The sequence below is a fragment of the Thalassobaculum salexigens DSM 19539 genome, assembly GCF_000423805.1.
Lineage (GTDB): Bacteria > Pseudomonadota > Alphaproteobacteria > Thalassobaculales > Thalassobaculaceae > Thalassobaculum > Thalassobaculum litoreum.
Map to the genome: position 1 here is coordinate 632328 of NZ_KE384093.1, position 23179 is coordinate 655506.

The 23179-nt window shown below is 68.6% G+C and carries 26 protein-coding genes; 16 read left to right on the forward strand and 10 right to left on the reverse strand.

What is annotated here, in order from left to right; all coding sequences use genetic code 11:
• Positions 1–205: 205 nt before the first annotated feature.
• The 4 genes from G578_RS0107255 (at position 206) to G578_RS0107270 (ending at position 5709) form a co-directional block, all read left to right on the forward strand.
• On the forward strand, positions 206–1678 hold the full coding sequence (locus G578_RS0107255; protein ID WP_028793667.1) for a hypothetical protein: 1473 nt from the start codon (positions 206–208) through the stop codon (positions 1676–1678).
• Between the two features lie 119 nt (positions 1679–1797).
• On the forward strand, positions 1798–3582 hold the full coding sequence (aspS, locus tag G578_RS0107260; RefSeq protein ID WP_028793668.1) for an aspartate--tRNA ligase: 1785 nt from the start codon (positions 1798–1800) through the stop codon (positions 3580–3582).
• Positions 3583–3589: 7 nt separating this feature from the next.
• Complete coding sequence (locus tag G578_RS0107265) at positions 3590–4012, forward strand: MarR family winged helix-turn-helix transcriptional regulator (RefSeq protein ID WP_028793669.1); 423 nt, start codon at positions 3590–3592, stop codon at positions 4010–4012.
• 101 nt (positions 4013–4113) lie between these two features.
• Positions 4114–5709, forward strand: coding sequence for a lysine--tRNA ligase (locus tag G578_RS0107270; protein WP_028793670.1), 1596 nt, complete (start codon positions 4114–4116; stop codon positions 5707–5709).
• A 171-nt stretch (positions 5710–5880) separates the two neighbouring features.
• Here G578_RS0107270 and G578_RS0107275 read toward each other — a convergent pair whose 3' ends face one another.
• Genes G578_RS0107275 through G578_RS0107285 form a run of 3 tightly spaced genes read right to left on the reverse strand, consistent with a single transcriptional unit; the run spans position 5881 to position 7763 of the window.
• Positions 5881–6201: a hypothetical protein gene (locus G578_RS0107275; RefSeq protein WP_028793671.1), complete on the reverse strand. Its 321-nt coding sequence runs from the start codon at positions 6199–6201 to the stop codon at positions 5881–5883.
• Entirely contained in the window at positions 6198–6878 is a 681-nt protein-coding gene (locus tag G578_RS0107280) for a DUF1028 domain-containing protein (protein WP_028793672.1), read from the reverse strand. Before G578_RS0107280 ends, G578_RS0107275 begins: the two co-directional genes overlap by 4 nt.
• A gap of 27 nt (positions 6879–6905) precedes the next feature.
• The gene (locus tag G578_RS0107285) at positions 6906–7763 is read right to left on the reverse strand and encodes a branched-chain amino acid aminotransferase (RefSeq protein WP_028793673.1); all 858 of its coding nucleotides are present in this window, start codon (positions 7761–7763) and stop codon (positions 6906–6908) included.
• Between the two features lie 140 nt (positions 7764–7903).
• Here G578_RS0107285 and G578_RS0107290 point away from each other — a divergent pair, with 140 nt between their 5' ends.
• From G578_RS0107290 to G578_RS0107300, 3 genes are all read left to right on the forward strand, one after another.
• Entirely contained in the window at positions 7904–8977 is a 1074-nt protein-coding gene (locus G578_RS0107290) for a quinone-dependent dihydroorotate dehydrogenase (protein WP_028793674.1), read from the forward strand.
• Between the two features lie 140 nt (positions 8978–9117).
• On the forward strand, positions 9118–10203 hold the full coding sequence (locus tag G578_RS25210; RefSeq protein ID WP_139189339.1) for an EAL domain-containing protein: 1086 nt from the start codon (positions 9118–9120) through the stop codon (positions 10201–10203).
• Between the two features lie 26 nt (positions 10204–10229).
• Entirely contained in the window at positions 10230–11105 is an 876-nt protein-coding gene (locus G578_RS0107300) for a TIGR01459 family HAD-type hydrolase (protein WP_028793675.1), read from the forward strand.
• 21 nt (positions 11106–11126) lie between these two features.
• Here G578_RS0107300 and G578_RS30290 read toward each other — a convergent pair whose 3' ends face one another.
• A complete protein-coding gene (locus G578_RS30290) occupies positions 11127–11582 on the reverse strand; it encodes a ribbon-helix-helix domain-containing protein (RefSeq protein WP_084618743.1) in 456 nt (151 codons plus the stop codon).
• 263 nt (positions 11583–11845) lie between these two features.
• Between G578_RS30290 and G578_RS25220 the strand changes: the two genes are divergently transcribed.
• From G578_RS25220 to upp, 3 genes are all read left to right on the forward strand, one after another.
• Positions 11846–12358: an Lrp/AsnC family transcriptional regulator gene (locus tag G578_RS25220; protein ID WP_038013820.1), complete on the forward strand. Its 513-nt coding sequence runs from the start codon at positions 11846–11848 to the stop codon at positions 12356–12358.
• Between the two features lie 162 nt (positions 12359–12520).
• The gene (gene rpmB / locus G578_RS0107315; RefSeq protein WP_028793676.1) at positions 12521–12814 is read left to right on the forward strand and encodes a 50S ribosomal protein L28; all 294 of its coding nucleotides are present in this window, start codon (positions 12521–12523) and stop codon (positions 12812–12814) included.
• A gap of 160 nt (positions 12815–12974) precedes the next feature.
• A complete protein-coding gene (gene upp / locus G578_RS0107320) occupies positions 12975–13628 on the forward strand; it encodes a uracil phosphoribosyltransferase (protein WP_028793677.1) in 654 nt (217 codons plus the stop codon).
• Between the two features lie 16 nt (positions 13629–13644).
• Here the strand turns inward: upp and G578_RS0107325 are convergent, their stop codons facing one another.
• The 3 genes from G578_RS0107325 to G578_RS0107335 all read right to left on the reverse strand — a co-directional run bounded on the left by G578_RS0107325 (position 13645) and on the right by G578_RS0107335 (position 15709).
• The gene (locus G578_RS0107325) at positions 13645–14400 is read right to left on the reverse strand and encodes an SDR family NAD(P)-dependent oxidoreductase (protein WP_028793678.1); all 756 of its coding nucleotides are present in this window, start codon (positions 14398–14400) and stop codon (positions 13645–13647) included.
• 17 nt (positions 14401–14417) lie between these two features.
• Positions 14418–15200 carry a DODA-type extradiol aromatic ring-opening family dioxygenase gene (locus G578_RS0107330; protein ID WP_028793679.1) on the reverse strand — a complete coding sequence of 261 codons (783 nt, stop codon included), beginning with the start codon at positions 15198–15200 and terminating at the stop codon, positions 14418–14420.
• 77 nt (positions 15201–15277) lie between these two features.
• On the reverse strand, positions 15278–15709 hold the full coding sequence (locus G578_RS0107335) for a DoxX family protein (protein ID WP_028793680.1): 432 nt from the start codon (positions 15707–15709) through the stop codon (positions 15278–15280).
• A 136-nt stretch (positions 15710–15845) separates the two neighbouring features.
• Between G578_RS0107335 and G578_RS0107340 the strand changes: the two genes are divergently transcribed.
• Both G578_RS0107340 and G578_RS0107345 read left to right on the forward strand, forming a co-directional pair.
• The gene (locus G578_RS0107340; RefSeq protein WP_028793681.1) at positions 15846–16769 is read left to right on the forward strand and encodes a LysR family transcriptional regulator; all 924 of its coding nucleotides are present in this window, start codon (positions 15846–15848) and stop codon (positions 16767–16769) included.
• A gap of 38 nt (positions 16770–16807) precedes the next feature.
• On the forward strand, positions 16808–17596 hold the full coding sequence (locus G578_RS0107345) for a class II aldolase/adducin family protein (protein ID WP_038013824.1): 789 nt from the start codon (positions 16808–16810) through the stop codon (positions 17594–17596).
• On the opposite strand, the gene G578_RS0107350 is transcribed toward G578_RS0107345, so the two are convergent.
• Together G578_RS0107350 and G578_RS0107355 are read right to left on the reverse strand one after the other, a co-directional pair.
• A complete protein-coding gene (locus G578_RS0107350) occupies positions 17593–17952 on the reverse strand; it encodes a TfoX/Sxy family protein (protein ID WP_028793683.1) in 360 nt (119 codons plus the stop codon). The two genes, G578_RS0107345 and G578_RS0107350, sit on opposite strands and share 4 nt — an antisense overlap.
• A 3-nt stretch (positions 17953–17955) precedes the next feature.
• Positions 17956–18567 carry a glutathione S-transferase family protein gene (locus G578_RS0107355; RefSeq protein ID WP_028793684.1) on the reverse strand — a complete coding sequence of 204 codons (612 nt, stop codon included), beginning with the start codon at positions 18565–18567 and terminating at the stop codon, positions 17956–17958.
• 92 nt (positions 18568–18659) lie between these two features.
• Here G578_RS0107355 and G578_RS0107360 point away from each other — a divergent pair, with 92 nt between their 5' ends.
• The 3 genes from G578_RS0107360 to G578_RS0107370 are packed head-to-tail and all read left to right on the forward strand — an operon-like array spanning position 18660 to position 20145.
• Entirely contained in the window at positions 18660–18974 is a 315-nt protein-coding gene (locus G578_RS0107360; protein WP_028793685.1) for an ArsR/SmtB family transcription factor, read from the forward strand.
• Positions 18971–19459, forward strand: a complete 489-nt coding sequence (locus G578_RS28270) for an SRPBCC family protein (protein ID WP_051244235.1) — start codon at positions 18971–18973, stop codon at positions 19457–19459. Before G578_RS0107360 ends, G578_RS28270 begins: the two co-directional genes overlap by 4 nt.
• Positions 19456–20145 (forward strand): DUF899 domain-containing protein, encoded by a 690-nt coding sequence (locus G578_RS0107370; RefSeq protein ID WP_028793686.1) that lies wholly within the window; start codon positions 19456–19458, stop codon positions 20143–20145. Before G578_RS28270 ends, G578_RS0107370 begins: the two co-directional genes overlap by 4 nt.
• 118 nt (positions 20146–20263) lie before the next feature.
• On the opposite strand, the gene G578_RS0107375 is transcribed toward G578_RS0107370, so the two are convergent.
• On the reverse strand, positions 20264–20872 hold the full coding sequence (locus G578_RS0107375; RefSeq protein WP_038013828.1) for a YqgE/AlgH family protein: 609 nt from the start codon (positions 20870–20872) through the stop codon (positions 20264–20266).
• Positions 20873–20988: 116 nt separating this feature from the next.
• Here G578_RS0107375 and G578_RS0107380 point away from each other — a divergent pair, with 116 nt between their 5' ends.
• Positions 20989–23130, forward strand: a complete 2142-nt coding sequence (locus G578_RS0107380) for a protein-disulfide reductase DsbD family protein (RefSeq protein WP_028793688.1) — start codon at positions 20989–20991, stop codon at positions 23128–23130.
• Positions 23131–23179 lie beyond the last annotated feature (49 nt).

Here is a 23179-nt window from a genome sequence, read left to right on the forward strand (position 1 = left end):
CGCGGAAAGCCGGTCTTTCGCAAGATTGAGTTGGTTTCACGCAGCTCTGCGCCGGGATTGAAATCCGTTGAGCTCACTCGGCTTAGGCGGCCGGGAATGGTGCGCTGCGGGAAATGTTGAGTTTCTCCTATGTTCTTTCGGAAAAATACGATAATAACTATCAAAGCGTGTATATAATGTGGCCATCTAAAATCAGGAGGCTAGCATGGCAGCACGCGCGGCGACCGACTCCACAAGGACCTCCGGCCATGCCGATGGCTTCGGATCGCGCATCACGCCTGCTGTTTCGGACACCCTGGACCCCGGCCCAACCGCCGCCGTGATCGTCATCGCCCGCGCCCGGCGGCGGCTGGTCGATGCGCTGATGGACGCGGGGCGCATCCGCTCGATCCGCTCTGCCCGCTCCGCCGTCCCCGCACCCAGCGCGGAAAGCCCCCGTGCCCGCCGGTTCGAGGCCGCGGATTTCATCGGCCTGGCGCTGACCGTCGTCGCCGGCCGTTCCGGTCTGTCGGCAGCGGTCCACGGAGCGGCGGATGTCCCGTGGCCGGCCACGCCGGCCCTGGACGCCCTGTCGGCCCTGTTTCGCGCGCTCGCCGACCATGGGGCGGTACCGGCGGATGCGTCCCTGCGTTTCGACGCCCCGGCCGTGCGGGGGGAACTGGTGTGTCTCGGCCGTCTGGCGGTGCTCCCGGCATCGGGCGTCGCGGCGGTCGCGGCCACGGCACCGGAGATCGCCGGCCTGCTCTGCGATTTCGCGACGCGGGCGACGGAGGGCGGTGCGGCCGGGCCTCCCGCATGTGCGAAACGATGGTCCGGCCCTGTGGCTTTCGGCGTTGCCGCTCTGGAGAGCCGGATCGAGGGGTCGACCGTGGGGCCGGAGGGCGACAACCTTCCCGATGCCGTCGTGCTCACGCGCCTGCTTCTGCGGCGGCTGCCGGTCGGTTCCGCGGCGGCAAGGCTTCCCTGTGCCGTGGGCCGGGAGGCTCGGCCGATTGGACCCGAGCCCCGGCCGACGGTGATCCCCATCTATCCGGCGGCCGACCGGGGGCTGTTCCGCTCGATCGCCCAGTGGCGGTTGACGGGCCTGCCGACGTCACGGCGCTGTGCCTTCGATCGGATGCTGGGCCGCCCGCTTACCCGGTGGGGCAGGGACGCCGTGACGCTTGCCACCCTGTCGGTCGGGTCGCGGGACTGGTTGGCGCTGCGGGCGGAGGCGGGCTGTTCCGACCTGCGGCTGCGCGTGGTCGGCGGGACGGCGGTGGTGCTGATCGATCGCAGTCTGGGGGCCGTGCGCGACGCGGTTCGGCAGGCGATCTGGGCGCTGGCGCGGCAGGGACGGGCCGCCCTGTCGCCGCAGGCCTGTGCCGCGGTGATGGCGGCGGCGCTCGCCTTTCACGGAGCGACGGGCCAAACCCTGGTCTGCCGGCGGCTGGACGGATCGGTGCTGCTGATGGCGGTGGAGGTCGACTGGATCGATCCGTGGGGGACCCGGCGCTCGGACGCCGACGCCATCGCCGACATGGCCCCGCTGGCCGCGATCCGTCTGCTCGACGCCGCACGGACCGCCCTGGCCGATCACCCGGCCTGCTGGAGGCTGGTCGAGGCCCGGGGGGCGGACGGCGCGCGGCAGCTCTCGGTCCGGCTCGCCGACGGCCTGCTGACGCCGGCCGAGGGATGAGCCGTCCGGTCACGCATATCCCGGTGTCTTCGCGCGGTCCGCAGCGGCGTTTCTCTTGACCTTCCCGACGCTGCGTGCAACGTGGCGGCCGTTTCCCGCTACGCACTGTTGACGCCATCATGCACCGCTATCGCACCCACACCTGTTCCGACCTTCGCGACACCCATGTCGGCGAGACCGTCCGCCTGTCCGGCTGGATCCACCGCCGCCGCGACCATGGTCAGCTGGTGTTCCTGGATCTGCGCGATCACTACGGCATCACCCAGTGCGTCACCGATGTCGAGGACCCGGCCTTCCAGCAGGTTGAGAAGTACCGGCTGGAGAGCGTGGTGTGCATCACCGGCCGCGTGGTAAAGCGCAGCGACGAGACCATCAACACCAAGCTGCCGACCGGCCAGATCGAGGTCCGGATCGACGATTTCGAGGTGCTGTCCGCCGCCGACCAGGTGCCGCTGCAGGTCAATTCCGACGAGGATGCCGGCGAGGAGACGCGGCTGCGCTACCGCTATCTCGACCTGCGCCGCGAGCGGGTGCACAACAACATCATCCTGCGTTCCAAGGTGATCTCCTCCATCCGCCGCCGCATGGTCGAGCAGGGCTTCATGGAGTTCCAGACGCCGATCCTGACCGCGTCCTCGCCGGAGGGCGCCCGCGACTTCCTGGTGCCGTCGCGGCTGCACCCGGGCAAGTTCTACGCGCTGCCCCAGGCGCCGCAGCAGTTCAAGCAGCTGATCATGGTGTCCGGCTTCGACCGGTACTTCCAGATCGCCCCCTGCTTCCGCGACGAGGACAGCCGCGCCGACCGCTCGCCGGGCGAGTTCTATCAGCTCGACCTGGAGATGAGCTTCGTCGAGCAGGAGGACGTGTTCGCCGCCGTCGAGCCGGTGCTGGCGGGCGTGTTCAAGGAATTCTCCGACTGGACCGTGCCGGATCCGTTCCCGCGCATCCCGTACCGCGAGGCGATGCTGAAATACGGCTCCGACAAGCCGGATCTGCGGATTCCGATCGAGATCGCCGATGTCAGCGAGATCTTCCGCGGCTCCGACTTCGCGATCTTCGCCAAGCTGGTCGAGGGCGGCGGCGTGATCCGCGCCATTCCGGGTCCCAAGTGCGGCAGCCGCGCGATCTGCGACCGCATGAACTCCTGGGCCCAGGGCCAGGGCGCGCCGGGTCTCGGCTACATGATCTTCGGCGACGGCGAGGCCCGCGGCCCGATCGCCAACCGCCTGCCGGCCGAGAAGATCGAGGCGCTGAAGGCGATCACCGGCATGGGCGACGGCGACGCCATCTTCTTCGCCGGCGGCAAGGAACTCGAAGCGGCCAAGCTCGCCGGCCAGGCCCGCCTGAAGCTGGGCGCCGATCTCGACATCGTCGAGAAGGGCGTCTTCAAGCTGTGCTGGATCGTCGACTTCCCGATGTACGAGGCCGACGAGGCCACCGGCGTCATCGACTTCTCGCACAACCCGTTCTCCATGCCCCAGGGCGGTATGGAGGCGCTGGAGACGATGGATCCGCTGGATATCCTCGCCTTCCAGTACGACGTGGTCTGCAACGGCGTCGAGCTGTCCTCGGGCGCCATCCGGAACCATCGCCCGGAGATCATGTACAAGGCGTTCGAGATCGCCGGCTACGGCCCGGAGGTCGTGGACGACAAGTTCGCCGGCATGATCAACGCCTTCAAGTTCGGCGCCCCGCCGCATGGCGGCATCGCCCCGGGCATCGACCGTATCGTGATGATGCTGGCCGGCGAGCAGAACCTGCGCGAGGTCATCCTGTTCCCGATGAACCAGCGGGCCGAGGACCTGATGATGAACGCGCCGAGCGAGGTGCGTCCGGAACAGCTCCGCGACCTGCACATCAAGCTGGCCCTGCCGCCGAAGGCAGCACCCAAGTCGGAGGGCTGAGCGTCCGGTGGCCGGTCGTTCCTACGTTCTGCAGGACCAGATCGGCCATCTGCTGCGCCGGGCCCACCAGCGCGCCACCCAGATCTTCCTGGAGACCTTCGAACAGGCCGGCCTGACCCCGACCCAATGGGCGGCGCTGGCCATGTTGGCGGAGGAGGGGGCGGCCAGCCAGAACGCGCTCGGCCGCATGACGGCGATGGACCCGGCCACCATCCAGGGGGTGATCCGCCGGCTTGAAGAGCGCGGTCTGATCACCCGCGAGCCGGACCCCGACGACAAGCGCCGCACCAAGCTTCGGTTGTCGGAGCAGGGCCAGGAACTGGTGCGTGAGGTGACGGCGCTGGGCATGCGGGTGACCGAGCGGACGCTGGAGCCGCTCGATGCCGGGGACAGGCGGAAGTTCCTCGAGATGCTGGCCAAGCTCTCCTGACCGGCTTCCCAAGCCGCGTCGTCCACCTCTTCATTGACCCCGGCCCGCGTGCGCCGTAGCTTCCGCGCGTTTTTTCACATCCTTCCGAAGGAGCCGATCCGATGTCCGCCGACCCGATGCGCACACTCGCCACGAACGCCCGCGCCTGGCCGTTCGAGGAGGCGCGCAAACTGGTCGAGCGGTACAAGGACGCGCCGCCGGAAAAGGGCTACGTCCTGTTCGAGACCGGCTACGGCCCGTCGGGCCTGCCGCATATCGGCACCTTCGGCGAGGTCGCCCGCACCACCATGGTGCGCCGCGCCTTCCAGATGATGAGCGACATCCCGACCAAGCTCGTCGCCTTCTCCGACGACATGGACGGGCTGCGCAAGGTGCCGACCAACATCCCCAATCAGGAGGCGATGGCGCCTTACCTGAACATGCCGCTTACCCGCGTCCCCGATCCGTTCGGCACCCACGAGAGCTTCGGCCACCACAACAACGCCCGGTTGCGCGGCTTCCTCGACAGTTTCGGCTTCCAGTACGAGTTCTACTCGGCGACCGAGTGCTACACCTCGGGTCGGTTCGACGAAGCACTGCTGCAGGTGCTGCGGAACTACGACGCGGTGACCAATGTGGTGCTGCCGACCCTCGGCCCCGAGCGGCGGGCGACCTATTCGCCGTTCCTGCCGGTCTGCCCGCGCACCGGCCATGTGCTGCAGGTGCCGATCGTCGACAAGGACGTCGAGGCCGGCACGGTCTCCTACGACGACCCGCAGACCGGCGAGCGGATGAGCGTCCCGGTCACCGGCGGCAACTGCAAGCTGCAGTGGAAGTGCGACTGGGCGATGCGCTGGTACGCGCTGGGCGTCGATTACGAGATGGCCGGCAAGGACCTGATCGACTCGGTCAAGCTGTCGTCCCAGATCACCAAGATCCTCGGCCGGCCCGCGCCGGAGGGGTTCAACTACGAGCTGTTCCTCGACGCCGACGGCCAGAAGATCTCCAAGTCCAAGGGGAACGGCCTGTCGGTCGAGGAGTGGCTGACCTACGGCCCGCCGGACAGTCTGGCGCTGTACATGTACCAGCAGCCGCGCCGGGCCAAGCGCCTGTATTTCGACGTGATCCCCAAGACCGTCGACGACTACCTGACGTTCCTGTCCAAGTTCCCCGACGAGGACACCGACAAGCGTATCGAAAACCCGGTCTGGCACATCCATAACGGCCAGCCGCCGGCGCCGGAGAGCTCCGGCCTGTCGTTCTCGCTGCTGCTGAACCTGGCCAGTGTGTGCCACGCCGAGGAGAAGAGCGTGGTCTGGGGCTATGTCAGCCGCTACGCGCCGGACGCCAGCCCGGAGGCCAACCCGCTGCTCGACACGCTGGTCGGCTACGCGGTGCGCTACTACCAGGACTTCGTGCGGCCGGCGAAGCAGTACCGCGCGCCGACCGAGGTGGAGCGGGCGGCGCTGGAGGACCTGAAGGCGGTGCTGGACGGCATGTCGGCCGACGCCTCGGCGGAGGACCTGCAGACCGAGGTCTACGAGGTCGGCAAGCGCCATGCATTCGAGAACCTGCGCGACTGGTTCAAGGCGCTGTACGAGACGCTGCTCGGCCAGTCCCAGGGCCCGCGCTTCGGCTCGTTCATCGCGCTGTACGGCGTGGCGGAGACGGTGGCGCTGCTGGACAAGGCGCTGAAGGGCGAGGACATGGCGGCCTGAGGCTGCCGCCTTTTCCTTCTTTCTCTCAATACCGTCATCCCGGGAGAGCCCGGACTTGATCCGGGATCTGCCCGGGACCCTGGCACGGGCGGCTGGGTCCCGGCCTCGCCCCGGGTCAGGCCCGGGGGCGATCCGGGATGACGAGAACGGCTAAGGGCCGACCGGGTGACCTCACCAGCAGCGCGAGTCCTGCGTGCTCTGGCCCTGCGGGCAGAGGATCGGCTTGCTGCGGTCGATCTTGTTGTCGACCGCGCGCTTCTTGATGCCCTCGTCGATGCATCGGGTCAGGCCGCGGCGCACCGCCTCGTTCTCCCAGGCCTCGGGCATGCGGCCCTTGTAGGCGAAGGTCGAGAGATAGCCGCAGACTTCCTCGTCGGACATCGCCGCGATCTCGTCCTGCGGCATCTGGCGGGCCTTCTCCAGCCCGCCGCAGGCGGTCAGCGCGAGAAGCAGGGCGGCGACAGCGACGATGGGGGCGGGCGGGCGGATCATGCGTGGCCTTCCAGGCTGCGGGTGTCGGGGGCGGCGGCCGGATCGACGGCGCGCAGCAGATAGCCGTCCATGATCTCGCGCCAGCGCTCCCAGGTGCGGCGCAGGTCGGCGATCGGGGTCGGCGAGTTGTCGATCCGAAGATCGATGATCGGGAAGGTATAGCCCGGATCGCAGACGACAAGGGCGGCCGATTGCAGCGGGTCGAGCTCGCCGCCTTCGGCCTCGCCGCCCTCAAGCCCCTGGATCAGCCGGTCGGCCAGTTCCGCCATGGGATCGGTCTCGAACCCGGCGGCGATGCCGGCCAGGACCGCCTCGCTCCTCACCCAGTTGCCGATCACGAACCCGTCGCCCAGCACCAGCCCGTCGGCCGGCCGGGCGCAGCTTTCGCCGGTGAACACGGCGGCCTCGCCGTCGGCGGTCAGCACGCCGAGCTGGCGCCAGGCGCTGTGCGGGGTGGAGGCGACGATGGCGGCCACCGTCTCCTCGGCGCTGCGGCCGCCGCGCAGCAGGTCGAGGCCGAGCGGACCCAGGCGTGGATCGGTGCGGGCCTGGGTCACCACTAGGCCGAGCCCCGGGGCGGCGTGCGGACAGCGCCCGCCGGCCCCGATGGAGGAGGTGGACAGCGCGGTGCCGAACTGCCCGGTGCGGCGGCAGAGGCCGCCAACGGTGAAGGTCATGGTGTTGCCTGCGGTCTGGCGTCGGGGTTAAGCATCGCCATGGGCATAGGCCCAGTAAAGCTCCCGCGCCTTCGCGGTGATCGGCCCCGGCTGCAGCGCCCGGTCGACGATCTTGGTGATCGACATGACCTTGCCGTGGTTGCCGCAGGAGAAGATCTCGTCGGCCTCCATCAGCTCGCCGGTGGTCACCACCCGCTCATGCACCTTGTAGCCGGCCTTGGTCAGCAGCTTGATCACGCGCTGGCGGGTGATGCCGTTCAGGAAGGTGCCGTTGGGGATCGGCGTGTGGACTTCGCCGTCCTTGGCAAAGAACAGGTTGGCGGTGGCCAGTTCGGCGACGTTGCCGATCGGGTCGAGCACCACGCAATTGTCGTATCCCGCCTCGTGGGCCAGCTTCAGGGCGCGGCCGGCATTGGCGTAGAGACATGCGGCCTTGGCGTCGACCGGCGCGGCGGTCGGCATCGGCCGGACCTTCTCGGAGATGTTCACGCTGAAGCCGGTATCCTCCGGCAGCGGGCTCTCGTAGATCGTCAGCATGAAGCGGGTGGTGTCCGGATCCGGGTAGATCCAGCCGCCATCGGCCCAGAACATCGGCTTCAGGTAGAGCGCGGTGCTGCCGTCGAACTTGGACACGCCGTCCTTGATCAGCTCGACGATCTCCTGCGGCCGGATCTTCGGCTCCAGCAGCATGTTGCGGGCGCTGCGGCAGGCGCGCTCGCAGTGCTGGTCCACGTCCGGAATGGTGCCCTCGAACCACCGGGCGCCGTCGAACACCAGGCTGCCGAGCCAGGTCGACTGGGTCATCGGACCGAGAACCATGGGGTTGCCCTCGTGCCAGCTCTGATCCTGGTCCACGTAGGTAAAGGCCTTGGGAGGCGTGGCCATCGGAATGCTCCGTCGATGATGTGTTGTTTGGACCGACCTTAGCCCGCCCGATGCGGGCTTGCCAACGCGCCACCGTCACCCGCGCTGTTTCCCATTCGAATGCTTGTGAGGCGCCGGAGCACCGACTACCGTCTCGCGCCATGTCGATGTTCGATCTCGCCCTGCCGCTCCTGCGGCGTCTCGATCCGGAAACCGCCCACCGTGCCACCGTCCGCGCGCTGGCGGCCGGGATCGCGCCCGTGGACCGTTCCGCCCCGCCGCAGGGCCTGTCGCAGCGCCTGTTGGGGTTGGATTTCCCGCATCCGGTCTGCCTCGCCGCCGGCTTCGACAAGAGTGCCGAATGCTGGCATGCCCTGCTGAACCTGGGCGTCGGTGCGGTCGAGGTCGGGACCATCACGCCGCGTCCCCAGGCGGGCAACCCGCGGCCGCGGCTGTTCCGGCTGCCGGAGGACGCGGCCGTGATCAACCGCAACGGTTTCAACAACGATGGTCTCGACGCCGCGGCGGGGCGTCTGGCGCGCCATGCCCGGCACGCCGGCATCCTCGGCGTCAATGTCGGCGCCAACAAGGACACGGCGGATCCGGTCGAGGACTATGATTACGGCGTCCGCATGCTGGCACCCCTGGCCGATTACCTGACGATCAACGTGTCCTCGCCGAACACCCCGGGCCTGCGCGACCTGCAGGGCGAGGGCGCGCTGGGCCGGCTGCTGGACGCGGTGATGGCGGCGCGGGCGACCGCCTGCGGGCCGAACGGACCGCCGGTGCTGCTGAAGATCGCCCCGGACCTGGCCGAGGGACAGTTGGAAGCCATCGTCGAGACCGCCGTGCGCGCCGGGGTGGCCGGGCTGATCATCTCCAACACCACCATTGCCCGTCCCGAGTCGCTGCGGTCGCCGTCGCGCGGGGAGACCGGCGGGCTGTCCGGCCGGCCGCTGTTCGCGCCGTCCACCAAGGTGCTGGCCCGCGCCCGCCTGCTGGCCGGGGACCGGCTGGTTCTGGTCGGCGTCGGCGGGGTGGAGAGCGGCGAGACGGCCTATGCCAAGATCCGGGCCGGCGCCTCGCTTGTGCAGCTTTACTCGGCCCTGGTGTATAACGGACCAGGGTTGTTCCGGCGGATCCGGGACGATCTCGCCGCCCGCATGGCGGCCGACGGCTATGCCGCCATCGGCGAGGCCGTCGGCGTCGACGCGGCCGAGTTGGCCGGCGGCTGAGGACAACGCGTGCGCATCGCCAGCCGAGGGAGCAGGTCATCATCGGTCACATCCTGATCGCCCTGGTCTATCTCGGAGCCGCCGGTGCCGCCGCCTGGGCGGCGGAGACGTACCTGCTCGCCTCCGGTCCGGTGGTCCTGGTGCTGCTGGCCGGGATCTTCATCTCCTGGCACATCGCCATCGCCGGACGGCTTGCCGCCGGACGGGCCGAGCGGCGCCTGCGCGAGGTGGTCCGCCGCGTCGCCGCCCTGCAGGAGGAGGCCGAGCTCGCCCGGGCCGAGGTCGAAACCCTGCGCGACCGCCTGGACGACCTGCCCGATGCCGAGCGCCTCTCCGGCGAGCTGAAGGTGCTGCAGGGTCTGCTGAAGCAGCTCGCCGGCCGCAAGGACAGCGCGGGCGGCGCGATATCGGCGCCGGGCAAGTCGGACACGGTCGTCGCCGTGCCCACCGGCGCGCGCGGCGGCCAGGTCGTCATGATGGAGAGCGAGGAGCTCCTGGCGGCGATCGAACAGGCGCTGCGCGACGAGGCGGTCGAGCTCTACCTGCAGCCGGTGGTCAGCCTGCCCCAGCGCAAGCGCCGATTCTACGAGTGCTTCTCGCGCATCATCCTGCCGAACGGCTCGGTCATCACGCCGGAGCAGTACATTCCCGTCGCCGAACAGGCCGGGCTGGTGGCGGCGATCGACAACCTGCTGCTGGTGCGCTGCGTGCAGCTCGTGCGCCGCGCCCGGCGCGATCACCTGGATGTCGGCTTCTTCTGCAACATCTCCAACGCCTCGCTGACCGATGTCGATTTCTTCCAGGACTTCATCACCTTCATGGCGGAGAACCGGCAGCTCGCCGAGACCCTGGTCTTCGAGTTCGACTACGCCAGCATTGCCGCCGGCGACTACATCACCCGGATGAACCTGCAGCGCCTGCGCGGCGTCGGCTACCGCTTCTCCCTCGACCAGGTGCACGACCTGGACCTCGACCTGGAGGAGCTGTCGGGTCAGGGCTTCCGCTACGTCAAGGTCAACGCCCATCTGCTGCACGAGATGGCCCGCGGCGACGATCCGGTGCTCGACATGCGCTCGTTCAAGGGCGCGCTCGACCGCTACGCGATGGACCTGATCGTGGAGAAGATCGAGAGCGAGGACATGCTGCTCGATCTGCTGGAACTGAAGGTGGATTTCGGGCAGGGATACCTCTTCGGCGAACCCCGTCCCCTCGTCGACAAGAAGTAGCGACCACCAAGCGAGAGAGTGTCCCGATGACCCAGAACGCGGCCGAGATCCTGGCCGACGGCGTGTCCGCCCTTGCCGACCGTTACGACGGCTGGATCTTCGACGTCTGGGGGACGATCTACGACGGCGGGGCCGTGTTCGCGGGCGCGCGCGACGTGCTGGAGAACCTGGCGGCGCGCGGCGTCCCGGTCGCCATCATGTCCAATTCGCCGCGCCAGACCGCGGTGGTGGAGGAGCGGCTGACCGGGCTCGGCATTCCGGGCGACCTGTACCGGGTGGTGATCACCTCGGGCGGCGAGGCGCGGCGCTATCTGATCGACGGTCTGGACGCGTTCCACGCCGGGCTGGGATCGCGGGTCTACACCTTCGCCCCGGACCGCTTCGGCGACATCCTGCCGGGCACCCGGTTCACCCTGGTCGAGCGTCTGGAAGAGGCGGACTGGATCCTGAACGCCGGGCCGGCCGGAGAGTTCGACCAGGTCGAGACCTACGAGGACCGGCTGGCCGAGGCGGCCGAGCGCGGGCTGGGGATGATCTGCGCCAATCCCGACCTCGCGGTCTTCGACCAGGGCCGGCTGAAGATGCATGCGGGCTCCATGGCGGCCCGCTACGAGGCGCTGGGCGGCAGCGTGCACTACCACGGCAAGCCCCACGCGCCGGTGTTCCTGCGCGCCGCCGAGCTGCTCGGCGCGCCCGGCGGCCGGCTGATCATGGTCGGCGACAACCGGCATACGGATATCGCCGGCGCCGACGCCGCGGGCATGGCGTCGCTGCTGCTGGCCGACGGCATCCACCACGAGCGCCTGCTGCGCGACGGCGAGCTCGACCGTGCGGGCGTCGAGGCGTTCCTGGCGGAGCCGGGCGCGATGCCGACCTATGTGGCGGCGCGGTTGACCTGGTAGGGGGAGGCCCAGCCTCGAGCCTCATGTCTTGCCGGCGGCGCTTTTCTGTTCGGCGTGGAAGCGGTCCATGGTGGCCTCCAGCAGGCCGGGGAACGCGGCCTGAGGGGCTTGGCCGAGACTAGGCTGGGAGCGCTGCGGCATCTCCAGCAGCTCGGCGGCGTGACGGAAATAGGTCAGCAGGAAGACTCGCAGGGCCGAGGACATCGACGAATCGACCCGCCGGATCTCCACCGCCGTGCAGAGCTCGTCCAGCCCGACCTCCTCCCGGCGGCAGATTTCGGTGAGCCCGTCCCACACCTGTTCTTCCAGACTGACGCTTGTCCGCCGGGAACCTAGGGTGACGTTTCTACGTTGCCGGTTCCGGCTCAACTCCTTCGTCACGTCCGCTGTCTCTTTCTGGTCTCGGGAAAGGCCGACGGGCAGGAAATACCGTCGGCAGGTCAAATGCATACGCCTTGTTTCTCCGCCGCGGCGCATACAAAAATGCACACTACCGCATGCAAGTTGCACACGATTGCATGGTGCCACCGTGGGTGCAATACGGATTTTGAAATACGCGCCATAGGAGTTGTCCCGCCATTTGAGGGCGTCGCCCCTGACGTCAGGGCCGGCTGGCGCGCTTGCCGCCCGACGGAGATTCGCGTATTTTCACAACAACTTGAAATTCATCAAAAACTTGCTGAATTGTTGGTGTCGCGCGGCGACAGGACAAATCAAGTCATAACCAGTGAGAAACGCTGATGGCCGGTGACGTGGACGCTCAATTGGATAAGGTCGGGTGGCAGCTCCTGCGGGTCCTGCAGGAGGATGCACGCCTCTCCTATAGCGAGCTCGGCCGACGGGTCGGGCTGTCCTCTCCCGCCATCGCCGAACGCGTGCGCCGGATGGAGGATACCGGGGTCATCACCGGTTACCGTGCCATGGTGGACCCGTCCAAACTCGGCTATCCGACGATCGCCTTCGTCCATCTGAAGACCATCGGTGAGAATCACGGCCGCATCGCCACGGTGGCGCACACGCTGTCCGAGGTGCAGGAGTGCCACCACATCACCGGGCAGGACAGCTACATGATCAAGGTCATCGTCTCCTCGATGACCCATCTGGAGCATGTGATCGCCCAGCTGCGGACCTATGGCGAGACCACCACGTCCATCGTGCTGTCCTCGCCGGTGAAGTCGAAGATGGTCCTGGCGGGGCCGAGCGTGCGCACCGGACCGATGCTGCCGCCGATGGCCTACGAGGAAACCGCCTGAAACCGGGCCGGCAGGGCGTCTCGACGCTTGACGCCTCAGCCGGCCTCACGTATATCCCGCGCCTCGCGTCGCCTTTAGTCCGGCGACGCCGCTGTTTTACGTGGGCCGATCGCCGCGGGATGCGTCCGGGCGGGGCCAGGAAAGAATGTCGAGGAACGTGTCATGGCCCGTCGCTGCGATCTTACTGGCAAGGGTGTGCTGACCGGCAACAACGTCAGCCACGCGAACAACCGCACCCGTCGCCGTTTTCTGCCCAACCTTCAGGACACCTCGCTGCTGTCCGACGCGCTGGGCGAGATGGTCCGCCTGCGCCTGTCGACCGGCGCCCTGCGCACCGTCGAGCACCGTGGCGGTCTGGACGCGTTCCTGAAGTCGGCCCGGGCGTCCGAGCTGTCGCTGGAGGCGCGCCGCCTGAAGAAGCGCATCCTCGCCGCCGAGGCGAAGGCTGCCGCCTGATCCTTTCCGGCCTGATCCTTTCTAGCTTAGTCCATTCTGGGGTCTCCCAGTCGCGTACCGCGCCCGCCTGAAAAGGCGGGCGTTTTCGTGTGCGGTCGCCTATACCGGGCGCAAAAGTTATGCTGTCCCGTGATGTCTGCCCGAGCCGAGAGTCGATGCCATGAAGACCGATCCCGCCTTTCCGAATCTGTTCGTCGTCGATCACCCGCTGGTCCAGCACAAGCTGACCATCATGCGCGAGAAGGAGACGTCCACCTCGAAGTTCCGGGTGCTGCTGAAGGAGATCGCGCTGTTCCTCGGCTATGAGGTCACGCGCACCCTGGAGGCGACCACCCGCGAGATCGAGACCCCGGTGGCGACCATGCAGGCGCCGACCCTGGCCGAGCCGCGGCTGGTGATGGTGGGCGTGCTGCGCGCCGGCCTCGGCATGGTCGACGGGCTGCGCGAGCTGATCCCGACCGCCTATGAGGGTCATGTCGGCCTCTACCGCGACCCCAAGACCCATGAGCCGGTGGAATACCTGGTCAAGCTGCCGGCGGCGGAGGAGCGGGTCTTCGTGCTGGTCGATCCGATGCTGGCGACCGGCAATTCCGCCAGCCATGCCGCCGACGTGCTGAACACGCACGGGGTGCCGGACAGCCGCATCCGCTTCATGGCGCTGGTCGCCGCTCCGGAGGGGGTGCGCCGGTTCCACCAGGATCATCCGGACGTGCCGATCTATGTGGCCGCCCTGGACGAAAAGCTGAACGAGAAGGCCTATATCGTGCCGGGCCTGGGCGATGCCGGCGACCGCCTGTTCGGCACGACCGAGTAAGCCCCCCGGTCGCGACTCAGACCAGCCCGCCGTTCACGTGGATGAGCTGGCCGGTGACGTAGCCGGCCTCCGGCGACAGCAGGAAGACGATCACGGCGGCCACTTCGTCGGGGGTGCCGAGCCGGCCCATGGGGATCTGCGCCTCGACCTTGGTCGCCGCGTCGGGGGTGACGGCGCGGTTCGTGCCGGCATCCTTCTGAATGAACCCCGGGACCACGGCGTTCGCCGTCACTCCGTGCGCCGCCAGTTCGAAGGCGAGCGAGCGGACATGGGTCTCCAGCGCGGCCTTGGCGGCGGCGGTTCCGGGGAAGGTCATCACCCCGGGCCGGTAGACATGCGGGCCGAAGGCGGAGACCGCGACCACCCGGCCGCAGGGGCTGGCCTTCAGATGCGGGGCCGCCGCCTGGGCCATCAGGGCGAAGCCGCGGGCGATGGCGTCCACCGGCGTCTCAAGCTGCTCCAGGGTCGAGTCGAGAAGCGGCACGTTGCGCGCCCATCCGGCATTGGCGATCAGCACGTCGAGACCGCCGAACGCCTTCGCCGCCCGGCCGACCAGCGCGGCGGACAGATCGCGGTCGGCCAGATCGCCGAGCATGGTCTCCACGACCGATCCGGTGTCCCGAAGCTCCCCCGCCACGCTCTCCAGCCGGTCGGCATTGCCGCGGGTGTGCAGCAGCAATGCGGTGCTGGGACCGGCCAGCCGCCGGGCGGTGGCGGCGCCGATGCCGGAGGCGGCACCGGTGATCAGGACGCGGCGGGTGATCTCGGTCATCGGGCGGGTTCCTTTCGTCAGCCGAAGGCGTAGGCGTCCATGGCGAGGACGGTGAAGACGGTGCTGGCATGCAGGCGCCGGCCCGTGCCGGAGCCGCCGGCGCCGAGGGCGGCGAAGAGCGGCAGGAAGTGCTCCTCGGTCGGGTGGTTGCGCACGGCGTCGGGTGCGCGGTCGCGATAGTGCAGCAGGTCGTCGCTGCGGCCGTCTTCGATCGCGCCGGCCGTCCAGTCGACGAAGCGGGTCACCCAGTCGGGCGCGTCCAGCTCGGCCCAACCGCCGCGGCGCAGCTCGCCCAGGTTATGGGTGAAGGCGCCGGAGCCGAGGATCAGCACCCCGTCGTCGCGCAACGGCGCGAGGGCGGCACCGAGGCATCGGTGATGCTCCGGTCCGGCATCGGGGTCGACGGAGACGGCGACCACCGGGATGTCGGCGTCCGGATACATCAGGGTCAGCGGCACCCAGGTGCCGTGATCGAAGCCCCAGCCCTCGTCGCCCGTGGCGTCCAGCCCGGCATCGCGCAGCCGGCGCAGAATATCTGCGGCCAGAGCGGGATCGCCCGGTGCCGCATAGTCCATCTCGTACAGCGCCTTGGGGAAGCCGTAGAAGTCGTGGATCACCCGCGGCCGGGCGGACGTGTTCACCCGCACGCCGCGGGCTTCGTAATGGGCGCTGACAACGACGATGGCACGCGGCCGCGGCAGGTCCGCGCCGAGGCCGCGCAGGAAGTCGCGGGCCGGCACGTCGTCCAGCACGAGGGTCGGAGAGCCGTGGCTGACGAAGATCGCGGGAAGCGGTGTCATGGTTCTTTTCTCCTAAACAAAAGGGGCCCGGCCGTCGAGCAGCCGAGCCCCCATTCGGATGGCGGTACGGGGAGGGGTCAGGCGGCGGTCGAGCTAAGGATCGCCGGCCGCGGCAGCTTCACCGCATAGGCGCCGTCACCGAGCCCGGCCTGGACGAAGAGCAGTGCCAGCCACATGGCCGGATACTCCCAGCCTCCGCCCTCGGCGGTGAACAGCCAGCCGTTGCCGGTGTGCTGCAGCAGGGCGCCGATCATCACCGGGACCAGCAGCAGCGAGATCAGCCTGGTATAGGCGCCGGCGATCAGGGCGATGCCGCCGCCGGTCTCGGCCAGGATGACCAGGTAGGCGAAGAAGCCCGGGAAGCCGATGCTCTCGAAGTAGCCGACGGTGCCCGGAATGGTGAAGACGAAGACCTTCAGGCCGGCATGGGCGACGAAGGCGACGCCAAGGGTGACGCGCAGGAGCAGGGCGGCATAGGGCGCCGTGCGGGCGTCGATGGTGTCATACATGGTGTTCTCCATCTCTGATGTGGCGGCCCCGATCTTGGAGGCGGGCCCCCGCCGTGTTTCGTGAGACAGAGATACGATGGTTAATGCGGAAAATAATTGGTGCAGTTTGAAAATGATTGTCTCATCATAATTAACAATGGATCGGTTTGCCCTTCTCTCGACCTTCATCGCCGTCGCCGAGGCCGAGAGCTTCTCGGTGGCGGCCGACCGGCTCGACTTGTCCCGCGCCATGGCCAGCAAGCACGTTCAGGCGCTGGAGGACCGGCTCGGCGTGAAGCTGCTGGAGCGGACCACCCGGCGGGTGCGGCTGACCGATGCGGGCCGCCGCTACCTGGAGCGGGCCCGGCGCCTGCTGCACGATTTCGAGGTGGCGGAGACCGAGGCACGGGGCGAGCGGCTGGCGCCGGCCGGGCTGCTGCGGATCAACGGGCCGGTCTCCTTCTCCCGCACCCATCTGGCGGCGACGATCGCGCCGTTCCTGCGCCGCTATCCGGACCTGTCCGTGGACCTGACGGTGAACGACCGAGTGGTCGATCTGCTGGAGGAGGGATACGACGTGGCCGTGCGCATCGGCCGGCTGACCGACTCCACCCTGGTCGCCCGGCGGGTGGCGCCGGTCGGCCTGCATCTGGCCGCGTCGCCGGAATACCTGGCGCTGCGCGGCACGCCCCGGCACCCGTCCGACCTGATCGATCATGCCTGCCTCGGTTACGCCTATTCGGCGGAGGGGCCGTCCTGGCGCTTCGCCAACGCGGCGGGGGAGGAGGCGAGCATCCGCCCTCGTGGCCCCATGTCGGCCAATAACGGCGAGGTGCTGACCGAGGCGGCGATTGCCGGTGCCGGCATTGTGCTGCAGCCGGATTTCGTGCTCGGTCCGCATTTCGCCGGAGGCTCCCTGGTGCCGTTGCTGACCGACTGGCGGTCGCCGGAGATCGCGGTGCACGCGGTGCATCACCAGAGCCGGCACGTCTCGGCCAAGATCCGGGTGTTCATCGATTATCTGTCGGAGGTCTGGCGGGTGCCGCCCTGGCGGATCGACGGCGATCAGTCCCCTCGATAGACTGCGGGAAACCGAAAAATCGATCCGGGAGGCTCGCCATGTCCGTCACCGCCCTGTCCCCCGACCGCCGCCAAGGCGCTGTCTCCGAGGAGGAGTGGAAGCTGCGCGTCGACCTCGCCTGCTGCTACCGGCTGGTCGAGCATTTCGGCATGGCCGACCTGGTGTTCAACCACATCACGGCGAAGCTGCCGTACAAGGTTGACGGCAAGGACGTGTTCCTGATCAACGGCTTCGGACGGCACTACACGGAGATCACCGCCTCGAACCTGTTGCGGGTCGATATCGACGGCACGCCCCTGGACGAGGACGATTACCCGGTGAACGGGCCGGGATACGTGATCCATTCCGCCATTCACGGCGCGCGGCCGGACGCGCGCTGCATCATCCACACCCACAGCCGGGCCGGCTGCGCGGTCGCGGCAACTCAGGAGGGGCTGATCCCGCTGGACCAGCAGTCACTGCAGTTCCACGACCGGATCGCCTATCACGAGCTGGAAGGCATGGCGACCGACCTGAACGAGCGCGAGCGGCTGGTCGCCGATCTGGGCGAAAGGAACGCGATGATCCTGCGCAACCACGGCCTGCTGACCTGCGGCCGTTCGGTGCCCGAGGCGTTCCGGCGGATCTATTACCTGGAACGCGCCTGCCGGCTGCAGATGGAGGTGATGGCGTCGGGCATGAAACCCGCCCGCCCGCCGGCCCATGTGGCGGAGCACACAGCACAGCAGTGGGAGAAGGGCGCGGCCAATATCGGCACGGTCGATCCGATCGAATGGCCGGCCCTGGTGCGGATGATGGAGCGCAAGGACCCCAGCTTCGCAAACTAGATCTTGAGCGGCTGCGCTTTGGCAGGCAGCGCCCAGACGTAGTCCATCGCCAGGTCGATCCAGCCTTCCAGCGCCCGGGCGTCGCAGCTCTCCGGATCGACGAAGACGAAGCCCCGCATCACCCGTGCGCCCCGCTCCGCTGGCCGGGCGCCGGGGCGGGACAGCGCCTTCGCGGTCCCCTCCGGGCCGACCCGGAACAGGAAGCGGCGCTCCCCGGTCTTCGACCGGTCGGCGCCGCCCAGCATGTTGCCGTGATGGAAGAAGCAGGTCGCGCCCATCATCGGCTTCTCGGAAATGCACGGAATACCGTCGAGCGCGGCGCGCAGGCGCTCGTTGAGCTCGGCATCGACGGCCATGGCTCAGCGCTTCCAGCTCGGTCGGGCGCGCATCGCGGTCTCCCAGCGTTTCACGTTGGGCACGCCCTCCGGCACGGGGTGGCCGAAGAAGTCGCAGATATGCAGGGCGGCCATGCCGGTGATGTCGGCGATCGAGAACCGGTCGTTGCACACGAAGGTGCGGCCGTCAGACAGTTCGGCGTCCAGCCAGGCCCATTTCTTGGCCATGAGCCGGACCTGGGTCTCCGCGTAGGCGGGCACCTGCTCGACCTTCTCGGCGAAGAACTCGTGGGTGTGCAGCCCGACCTGGGCGATCGGGCCGAGGATCTGCTGCTCCATGCGCCGGCTCCACATCTCCACCTGGGCGGATTCCACGGGTGTCGCCCCCATCAGCGACGGTTCGGGATGCGCTGCCTCGAAGTAGCGGCAGATGGCCACGCTCTCGGCGATCAGCGTGCCGTCGTCCAGTTCCAGGACCGGGATCTCGCCCAGGGAGTTCTTCTTCAGAAAGGCGGGGGTGCGGGTCTCCGCCGCCATCAGGTCGACCGGCTCGATCGGCACCTCGATCCCCTTCTCGGCCAGGAACACCAGGGTACGCAACGCGTTGGGCGCCATCGGATGCGAGTACAGCATCATCGGAAGCCTCCATAAAAAGTGAACTGATCGGTTGACTATTATGGATCGATCGATATAGTCAACCAATAAGTTGACTTTAGAGGGCCGACCCGATGACCCAGCTCGACCAGACCTTCGCCGCCCTCGGCGATGGCACAAGGCGCGCAATCCTCGCCCGTCTGACCAGGGGCGAAGCCGCCCTGTCGGAGATCGCGGAACCCTTCGAGATGTCGCAGACGGCGGTGTCGAAACATGTCCGCGTGCTGTCGGAAGCCGGGCTGGTCCGCGTCAGCAAGCGCGGGCGCACCCGCTACTGCCGCCTGGAGGCGGCGCCGATGAAACAGGCGGCCGAATGGCTGGAGACGTACCAGACGTTCTGGGAAGGCCGGTTCGACGCCCTCGCCCGGTACCTGGAGGAGAACCCATGAGCCTGCCGTTCCTGAAATCGCCCCATGGCAGCGATCCCGTCATCGTGGAGAGCACCTTCCGGGCGTCGCCGTCGCGGCTGTTCCGGGCCTGGACCGACCCGGCGGAGTTGAAGGCCTGGTTCGGCCAGGCGCCGCACAGCATGGCGGCGATCGAGACCGACGTGCGGGAGGGCGGGGCCTGGAAATTCACCATGCCACCGACCGAGGTGTCCCGCGACGCCCTGCGCGGCACCTATGTGACGGTGGAGCCGGACCGCAGGCTGGTCTTCACCTGGTGCCACGAGCGGGAATTCGCTGACGGTCGGGTCGAGGTCACGCCGGAGTCCGAGGTGACCGTAACCTTCGAGCCGGCCGAGGAGGGCACCTTCGTGCGCCTGACCCACGCGGCCATCCGGAGGGAGGACGCCCGCAAGGGGGTCGGCTCCGGCTGGTCGGCGAGCTTCGGCTCGATCCACGCCCTGCTTGAGAAGGAGGCCGTCCTATGACCCTGCACCGGATCGTCGACCGCGCCCAATGGCTGACCGAGCGTCGGTCGCTCCTGGCCGAGGAGAAGGCGCATATGCGGGCCGGCGACGCGCTGGCGGAGAAGCGGCGCGCGCTGCCCTGGGTGCGGATCGAGCGGGAGTATCTGTTCGACACCGTACGGGGCCGCGAGACCCTGGCCGACCTGTTCGCCGGCAAGGGACAGCTCGCCGTCTACCACTTCATGCTCGGCGCGGACTGGGAGCAGGGCTGCAAGAGCTGCTCGTTCTGGGCCGATAATTTCGACGGTGTGGACGTCCACCTCGCTGCCCGGGACACCCGGTTCCTGTGCACCTCCAACGCGCCGCTGGACCGGCTGCAGGCGTATCGCGCGCGGATGGGCTGGCGCTTCGACTGGGTGTCGGCCGTGGATGGGGCGTTCAGCCGCGATTTCGGCGTGACCTTCCCGGATATGCAGGCGGGGTCGGCCGGCGGCTACAACTACACCGACGCCGTGCCGAACGACGAGATGCCGGGGATCAGTATCTTCATCCGGCTGGAGGATGGCGGGGTCGCCCATGCCTATTCGACCTACGGCCGGGGCGTGGAGGCGATCAACGGCGCCTATCGTCTGCTCGACCTGACGCCGAAGGGCCGGGACGAGGGCGGTCGGGGCATGAGCTGGCTGCGGCGGCGCGACGAGTATTAGAGCGCGATCGGTTCAGATCGAAACGATCTGTACCGTGAATCGCTAGATAACCCATTACAGATAAAGCAAATTCCCACGAGCAGATGTTTCCATCCGATCGTGATTTTCTCTAGGCGCGTCAGGCGTGACCCGCATCGGTCGACAGCAGGGAGGCGCTGATGCCGAGCTTGGCCAGCGCCCGGTCCCACTTGTCGTCGAGCGCGGCACCGAACAGCAGGTCGGGGTCGCTCTCGACCGACAGCCAGGAGTTCTCCTGTAATTCGCCGTCCAGCTGGCCCGGTCCCCAGCCGGCGTAGCCGAGCGCCAGGATCGCCCTGCGCGGACCGGAGCCCAGCGCGATGTCGCGCAGGATATCGACCGTCGCGGTCAGTGCCAGACCGTCCTCGAGCGGCATGCTGTCGTCGCGGAGATAGTCGTCGCTGTGCAGCACGAAGCCGCGTCCGGTCTCCACGGGGCCGCCGAAATGGATCGTGGGATAGTGGCTGGCATCGACCGGTGCGCTCTCCAGCTCCAGTTCCTCCAGCAGGTCGGCGAACTTGATCGACCCGACGAGCCGGTTGATCACCAGCCCCATCGCACCCTGGTCGTTATGGGCGCACATATAGATCACGGTGCGGGTGAAACGGGGGTCGCGCATGGCCGGCATCGCGATCAGAAGCTGCCCGGTCAGATAGCCCTCGGCCTCGTCCTTCGTCTCGTCTGACTGGATGAAATCGTCCGGGTCCATTCCTGTCCTCCACTGCCCGCGCGACCATTGGTCCCGCGGTTGTGACGTTCCCCGTGGCCGTCGCCTACTATATTGGGGTCTCGCTGTGACTTCAAAGTGAGCCGGACGGGCCTGTGATGAAATTTCGTGCCAGCCAGTTGCTCATCCTCCTCGCCCTCCTGGCGTCGGCCGTGGGGTCGATCGCCGCCGGCCCGGCCGTGGCCCAGCCCGCCTCGCCCTGGGTGAGCACCGAGTTCGCCGATATTCGTCTGATCTCCGCGGTGGCCGGCACCGAAGGGCGGGAAGAGATCCCGCTGGGGCTGGAGTTCCGCCTGGCGGAAGGCTGGAAGGTCTACTGGCGCTCGGCCGGCGACGCCGGCTACCCGCCGCAGGTCACCTGGGACGGCTCCGACAATCTGGCGGGGACGCAGACCCTCTATCCGGTCCCGCACCGCTTCTCCCTCTTCGGCCTGGAGACCTTCGGCTACAAGGATCAGGTGGTCTATCCGATTGTCGCCCGGCTGGCGCGGTCCGGCGCACCGCTCGCCCTGACGGCCCAGGTCAACGCACTCGCCTGCAGCGAGATCTGCGTGCCGCTGGAGGCAACGCTGAGCCTCGACCTGCCGGCGGGCCCGGCGGAGCCCACGGCCTTCACCCAGTTGCTGAACCGCTGGACGGCGCAGGTGCCGCGCGACCTGCCGGGCGTGGGCCTGGACGTGGTGTCGGCCTGGGCCGCGGGCGATCCGCAGAGCCCGACCCTGGTGCTGACCGTCACTTCGGCCGAGCCGATCAACTCCCTGGATGTCTTCCCCGAAGGCCCCGAGGGGCTGTCCTACGGCCTGCCGGAGATCACCCTGTCCGACAGCGCCCGGGCGGCGACGGTCCGTGTGCCGGTCGGAACCCGGGGCGAGGCCCGGCTCGACGGGGCGGACCTGCGTCTGACCCTGGTGGATGGCGACCGTTTCGTGGAACGGCCGCTGACGGTGGCCGCCGGGGCGGCGCCGGCGGGTGCGGCCGATCTGTGGGCGGTGCTCGGTTTCGCGCTGCTGGGCGGGTTGATCCTCAACCTGATGCCCTGCGTGCTGCCGGTCCTGTCCTTGAAGCTGGTCTCGGTGCTGAACTACGGCGGGGCGGAGCGCGGGGCGATCCGGCGTGGCTTCCTGGCCTCGGCGGCGGGGATCGTCGCCTCGTTCGTGCTGCTCGCGGGCATCCTCGCCGGGCTGAAATCGGCGGGCGTGGCGGTCGGCTGGGGCATCCAGTTCCAGCAGCCCCTGTTCCTCGCCGCGATGGCGACCGTGGTCCTGCTGTTCGCGGCCAATCTCTGGGGCTGGTTCGAGGTCGCCCTGCCGCGCGCCCTGGCCGATTTCGGCGGACGGCTGCCGGCGGAGGGCGCACACGGCAAGGGGCTGGTCGGCCATTTCCTCACCGGCGCTTTCGCCGCCCTGCTGGCCATGCCCTGTTCGGCGCCGTTCCTCGGCACGGCGGTCGGTTTCGCCCTGGCGCGCGGCCCGGCGGAGATCCTGACCGTCTTCGCGATCATGGGGATCGGCCTGGCACTCCCCTATCTGGCGGTCGCCGCCGTGCCGTCGATCGCCCGGGCCCTGCCGCGGCCGGGACGCTGGATGGTGACCTTCCGGCGGATCCTGGCCCTGGCGCTGCTGGCGACCGGCGTGTGGCTGCTGACCGTGCTGGCGGTGCAGATCGGCCAGACCGGCGTGCTGGCGGTGGCGGGGCTGTTCGTGGCCGGCGCCGTGGTGCTCGCCCTCCTGCACCGTTCCGGACGGGGCGGGGCGGGGCTCACCGGGGCGGCTCTCCTGGCCGCGGTGCTCGCCGTTGCCGGTGTGACCCACGCACCGGGGGGCGGCTCCGGACGTCCGGCCGGCACGCAACCGGATCGGACGATCGCTTGGGAAGCCTTCGACCGGGCCGAGATCGACCGGATGGTGGCCGAAGGGGCGGTGGTCTTCGTCGACGTGACCGCCGACTGGTGCATCACCTGCAAGGTCAACAAGCAGCTCGTGCTGGAGACCGACCCGACGGCAGGCCTGCTGTCGGGCGGCGGCGTGACGGCGATGCAGGCGGACTGGACCAATCCCGACCCGGCGATCTCCGACTATCTGGCCTCCTTCGGGCGCTACGGCATCCCGTTCAACGCGGTCTACGGCCCGGCGGCGCCCGAGGGGATCGCCCTGCCGGAACTGCTGTCGGCGGCGGCGGTGAAGGAGGCGATCGACCGGGCCGGCGGCGGCGCGCGAACCGCCGGCTTGGACTCGCGCTAGAACCGGCCTATTTAGGGAACCATCAGTTCCAAATGGACCGGCCACGATC

Excerpts from the sequence above, each read along its gene's own strand:
- G578_RS0107280 (WP_028793672.1), bottom strand. The coding sequence starts at position 6,878 with ATGACCTTCACCGTTGGCGGCCTCTGCCGCCGCACCGGGCAGTTCGGC.
- G578_RS0107335 (WP_028793680.1), bottom strand. The coding sequence starts at position 15,709 with ATGTATGACACCATCGACGCCCGCACGGCGCCCTATGCCGCCCTGCTC.
- G578_RS25220 (WP_038013820.1), top strand. The coding sequence starts at position 11,846 with ATGGCCGGTGACGTGGACGCTCAATTGGATAAGGTCGGGTGGCAGCTC.
- G578_RS0107370 (WP_028793686.1), top strand. The coding sequence starts at position 19,456 with ATGACCCTGCACCGGATCGTCGACCGCGCCCAATGGCTGACCGAGCGT.
- G578_RS28270 (WP_051244235.1), top strand. The coding sequence starts at position 18,971 with ATGAGCCTGCCGTTCCTGAAATCGCCCCATGGCAGCGATCCCGTCATC.
- G578_RS0107300 (WP_028793675.1), top strand. The coding sequence starts at position 10,230 with ATGACCCAGAACGCGGCCGAGATCCTGGCCGACGGCGTGTCCGCCCTT.
- G578_RS0107285 (WP_028793673.1), bottom strand. The coding sequence starts at position 7,763 with ATGGCCACGCCTCCCAAGGCCTTTACCTACGTGGACCAGGATCAGAGC.
- upp (WP_028793677.1), top strand. The coding sequence starts at position 12,975 with ATGAAGACCGATCCCGCCTTTCCGAATCTGTTCGTCGTCGATCACCCG.
- G578_RS0107380 (WP_028793688.1), top strand. The coding sequence starts at position 20,989 with ATGAAATTTCGTGCCAGCCAGTTGCTCATCCTCCTCGCCCTCCTGGCG.
- G578_RS0107275 (WP_028793671.1), bottom strand. The coding sequence starts at position 6,201 with ATGATCCGCCCGCCCGCCCCCATCGTCGCTGTCGCCGCCCTGCTTCTC.
- G578_RS0107290 (WP_028793674.1), top strand. The coding sequence starts at position 7,904 with ATGTCGATGTTCGATCTCGCCCTGCCGCTCCTGCGGCGTCTCGATCCG.
- G578_RS30290 (WP_084618743.1), bottom strand. The coding sequence starts at position 11,582 with ATGCGCCGCGGCGGAGAAACAAGGCGTATGCATTTGACCTGCCGACGG.
- G578_RS0107360 (WP_028793685.1), top strand. The coding sequence starts at position 18,660 with ATGACCCAGCTCGACCAGACCTTCGCCGCCCTCGGCGATGGCACAAGG.
- rpmB (WP_028793676.1), top strand. The coding sequence starts at position 12,521 with ATGGCCCGTCGCTGCGATCTTACTGGCAAGGGTGTGCTGACCGGCAAC.
- G578_RS0107340 (WP_028793681.1), top strand. The coding sequence starts at position 15,846 with ATGGATCGGTTTGCCCTTCTCTCGACCTTCATCGCCGTCGCCGAGGCC.
- G578_RS0107325 (WP_028793678.1), bottom strand. The coding sequence starts at position 14,400 with ATGACCGAGATCACCCGCCGCGTCCTGATCACCGGTGCCGCCTCCGGC.
- G578_RS0107330 (WP_028793679.1), bottom strand. The coding sequence starts at position 15,200 with ATGACACCGCTTCCCGCGATCTTCGTCAGCCACGGCTCTCCGACCCTC.
- G578_RS0107255 (WP_028793667.1), top strand. The coding sequence starts at position 206 with ATGGCAGCACGCGCGGCGACCGACTCCACAAGGACCTCCGGCCATGCC.
- G578_RS0107355 (WP_028793684.1), bottom strand. The coding sequence starts at position 18,567 with ATGATGCTGTACTCGCATCCGATGGCGCCCAACGCGTTGCGTACCCTG.
- G578_RS0107375 (WP_038013828.1), bottom strand. The coding sequence starts at position 20,872 with ATGGACCCGGACGATTTCATCCAGTCAGACGAGACGAAGGACGAGGCC.
- aspS (WP_028793668.1), top strand. The coding sequence starts at position 1,798 with ATGCACCGCTATCGCACCCACACCTGTTCCGACCTTCGCGACACCCAT.
- G578_RS0107345 (WP_038013824.1), top strand. The coding sequence starts at position 16,808 with ATGTCCGTCACCGCCCTGTCCCCCGACCGCCGCCAAGGCGCTGTCTCC.
- G578_RS0107350 (WP_028793683.1), bottom strand. The coding sequence starts at position 17,952 with ATGGCCGTCGATGCCGAGCTCAACGAGCGCCTGCGCGCCGCGCTCGAC.
- G578_RS0107270 (WP_028793670.1), top strand. The coding sequence starts at position 4,114 with ATGTCCGCCGACCCGATGCGCACACTCGCCACGAACGCCCGCGCCTGG.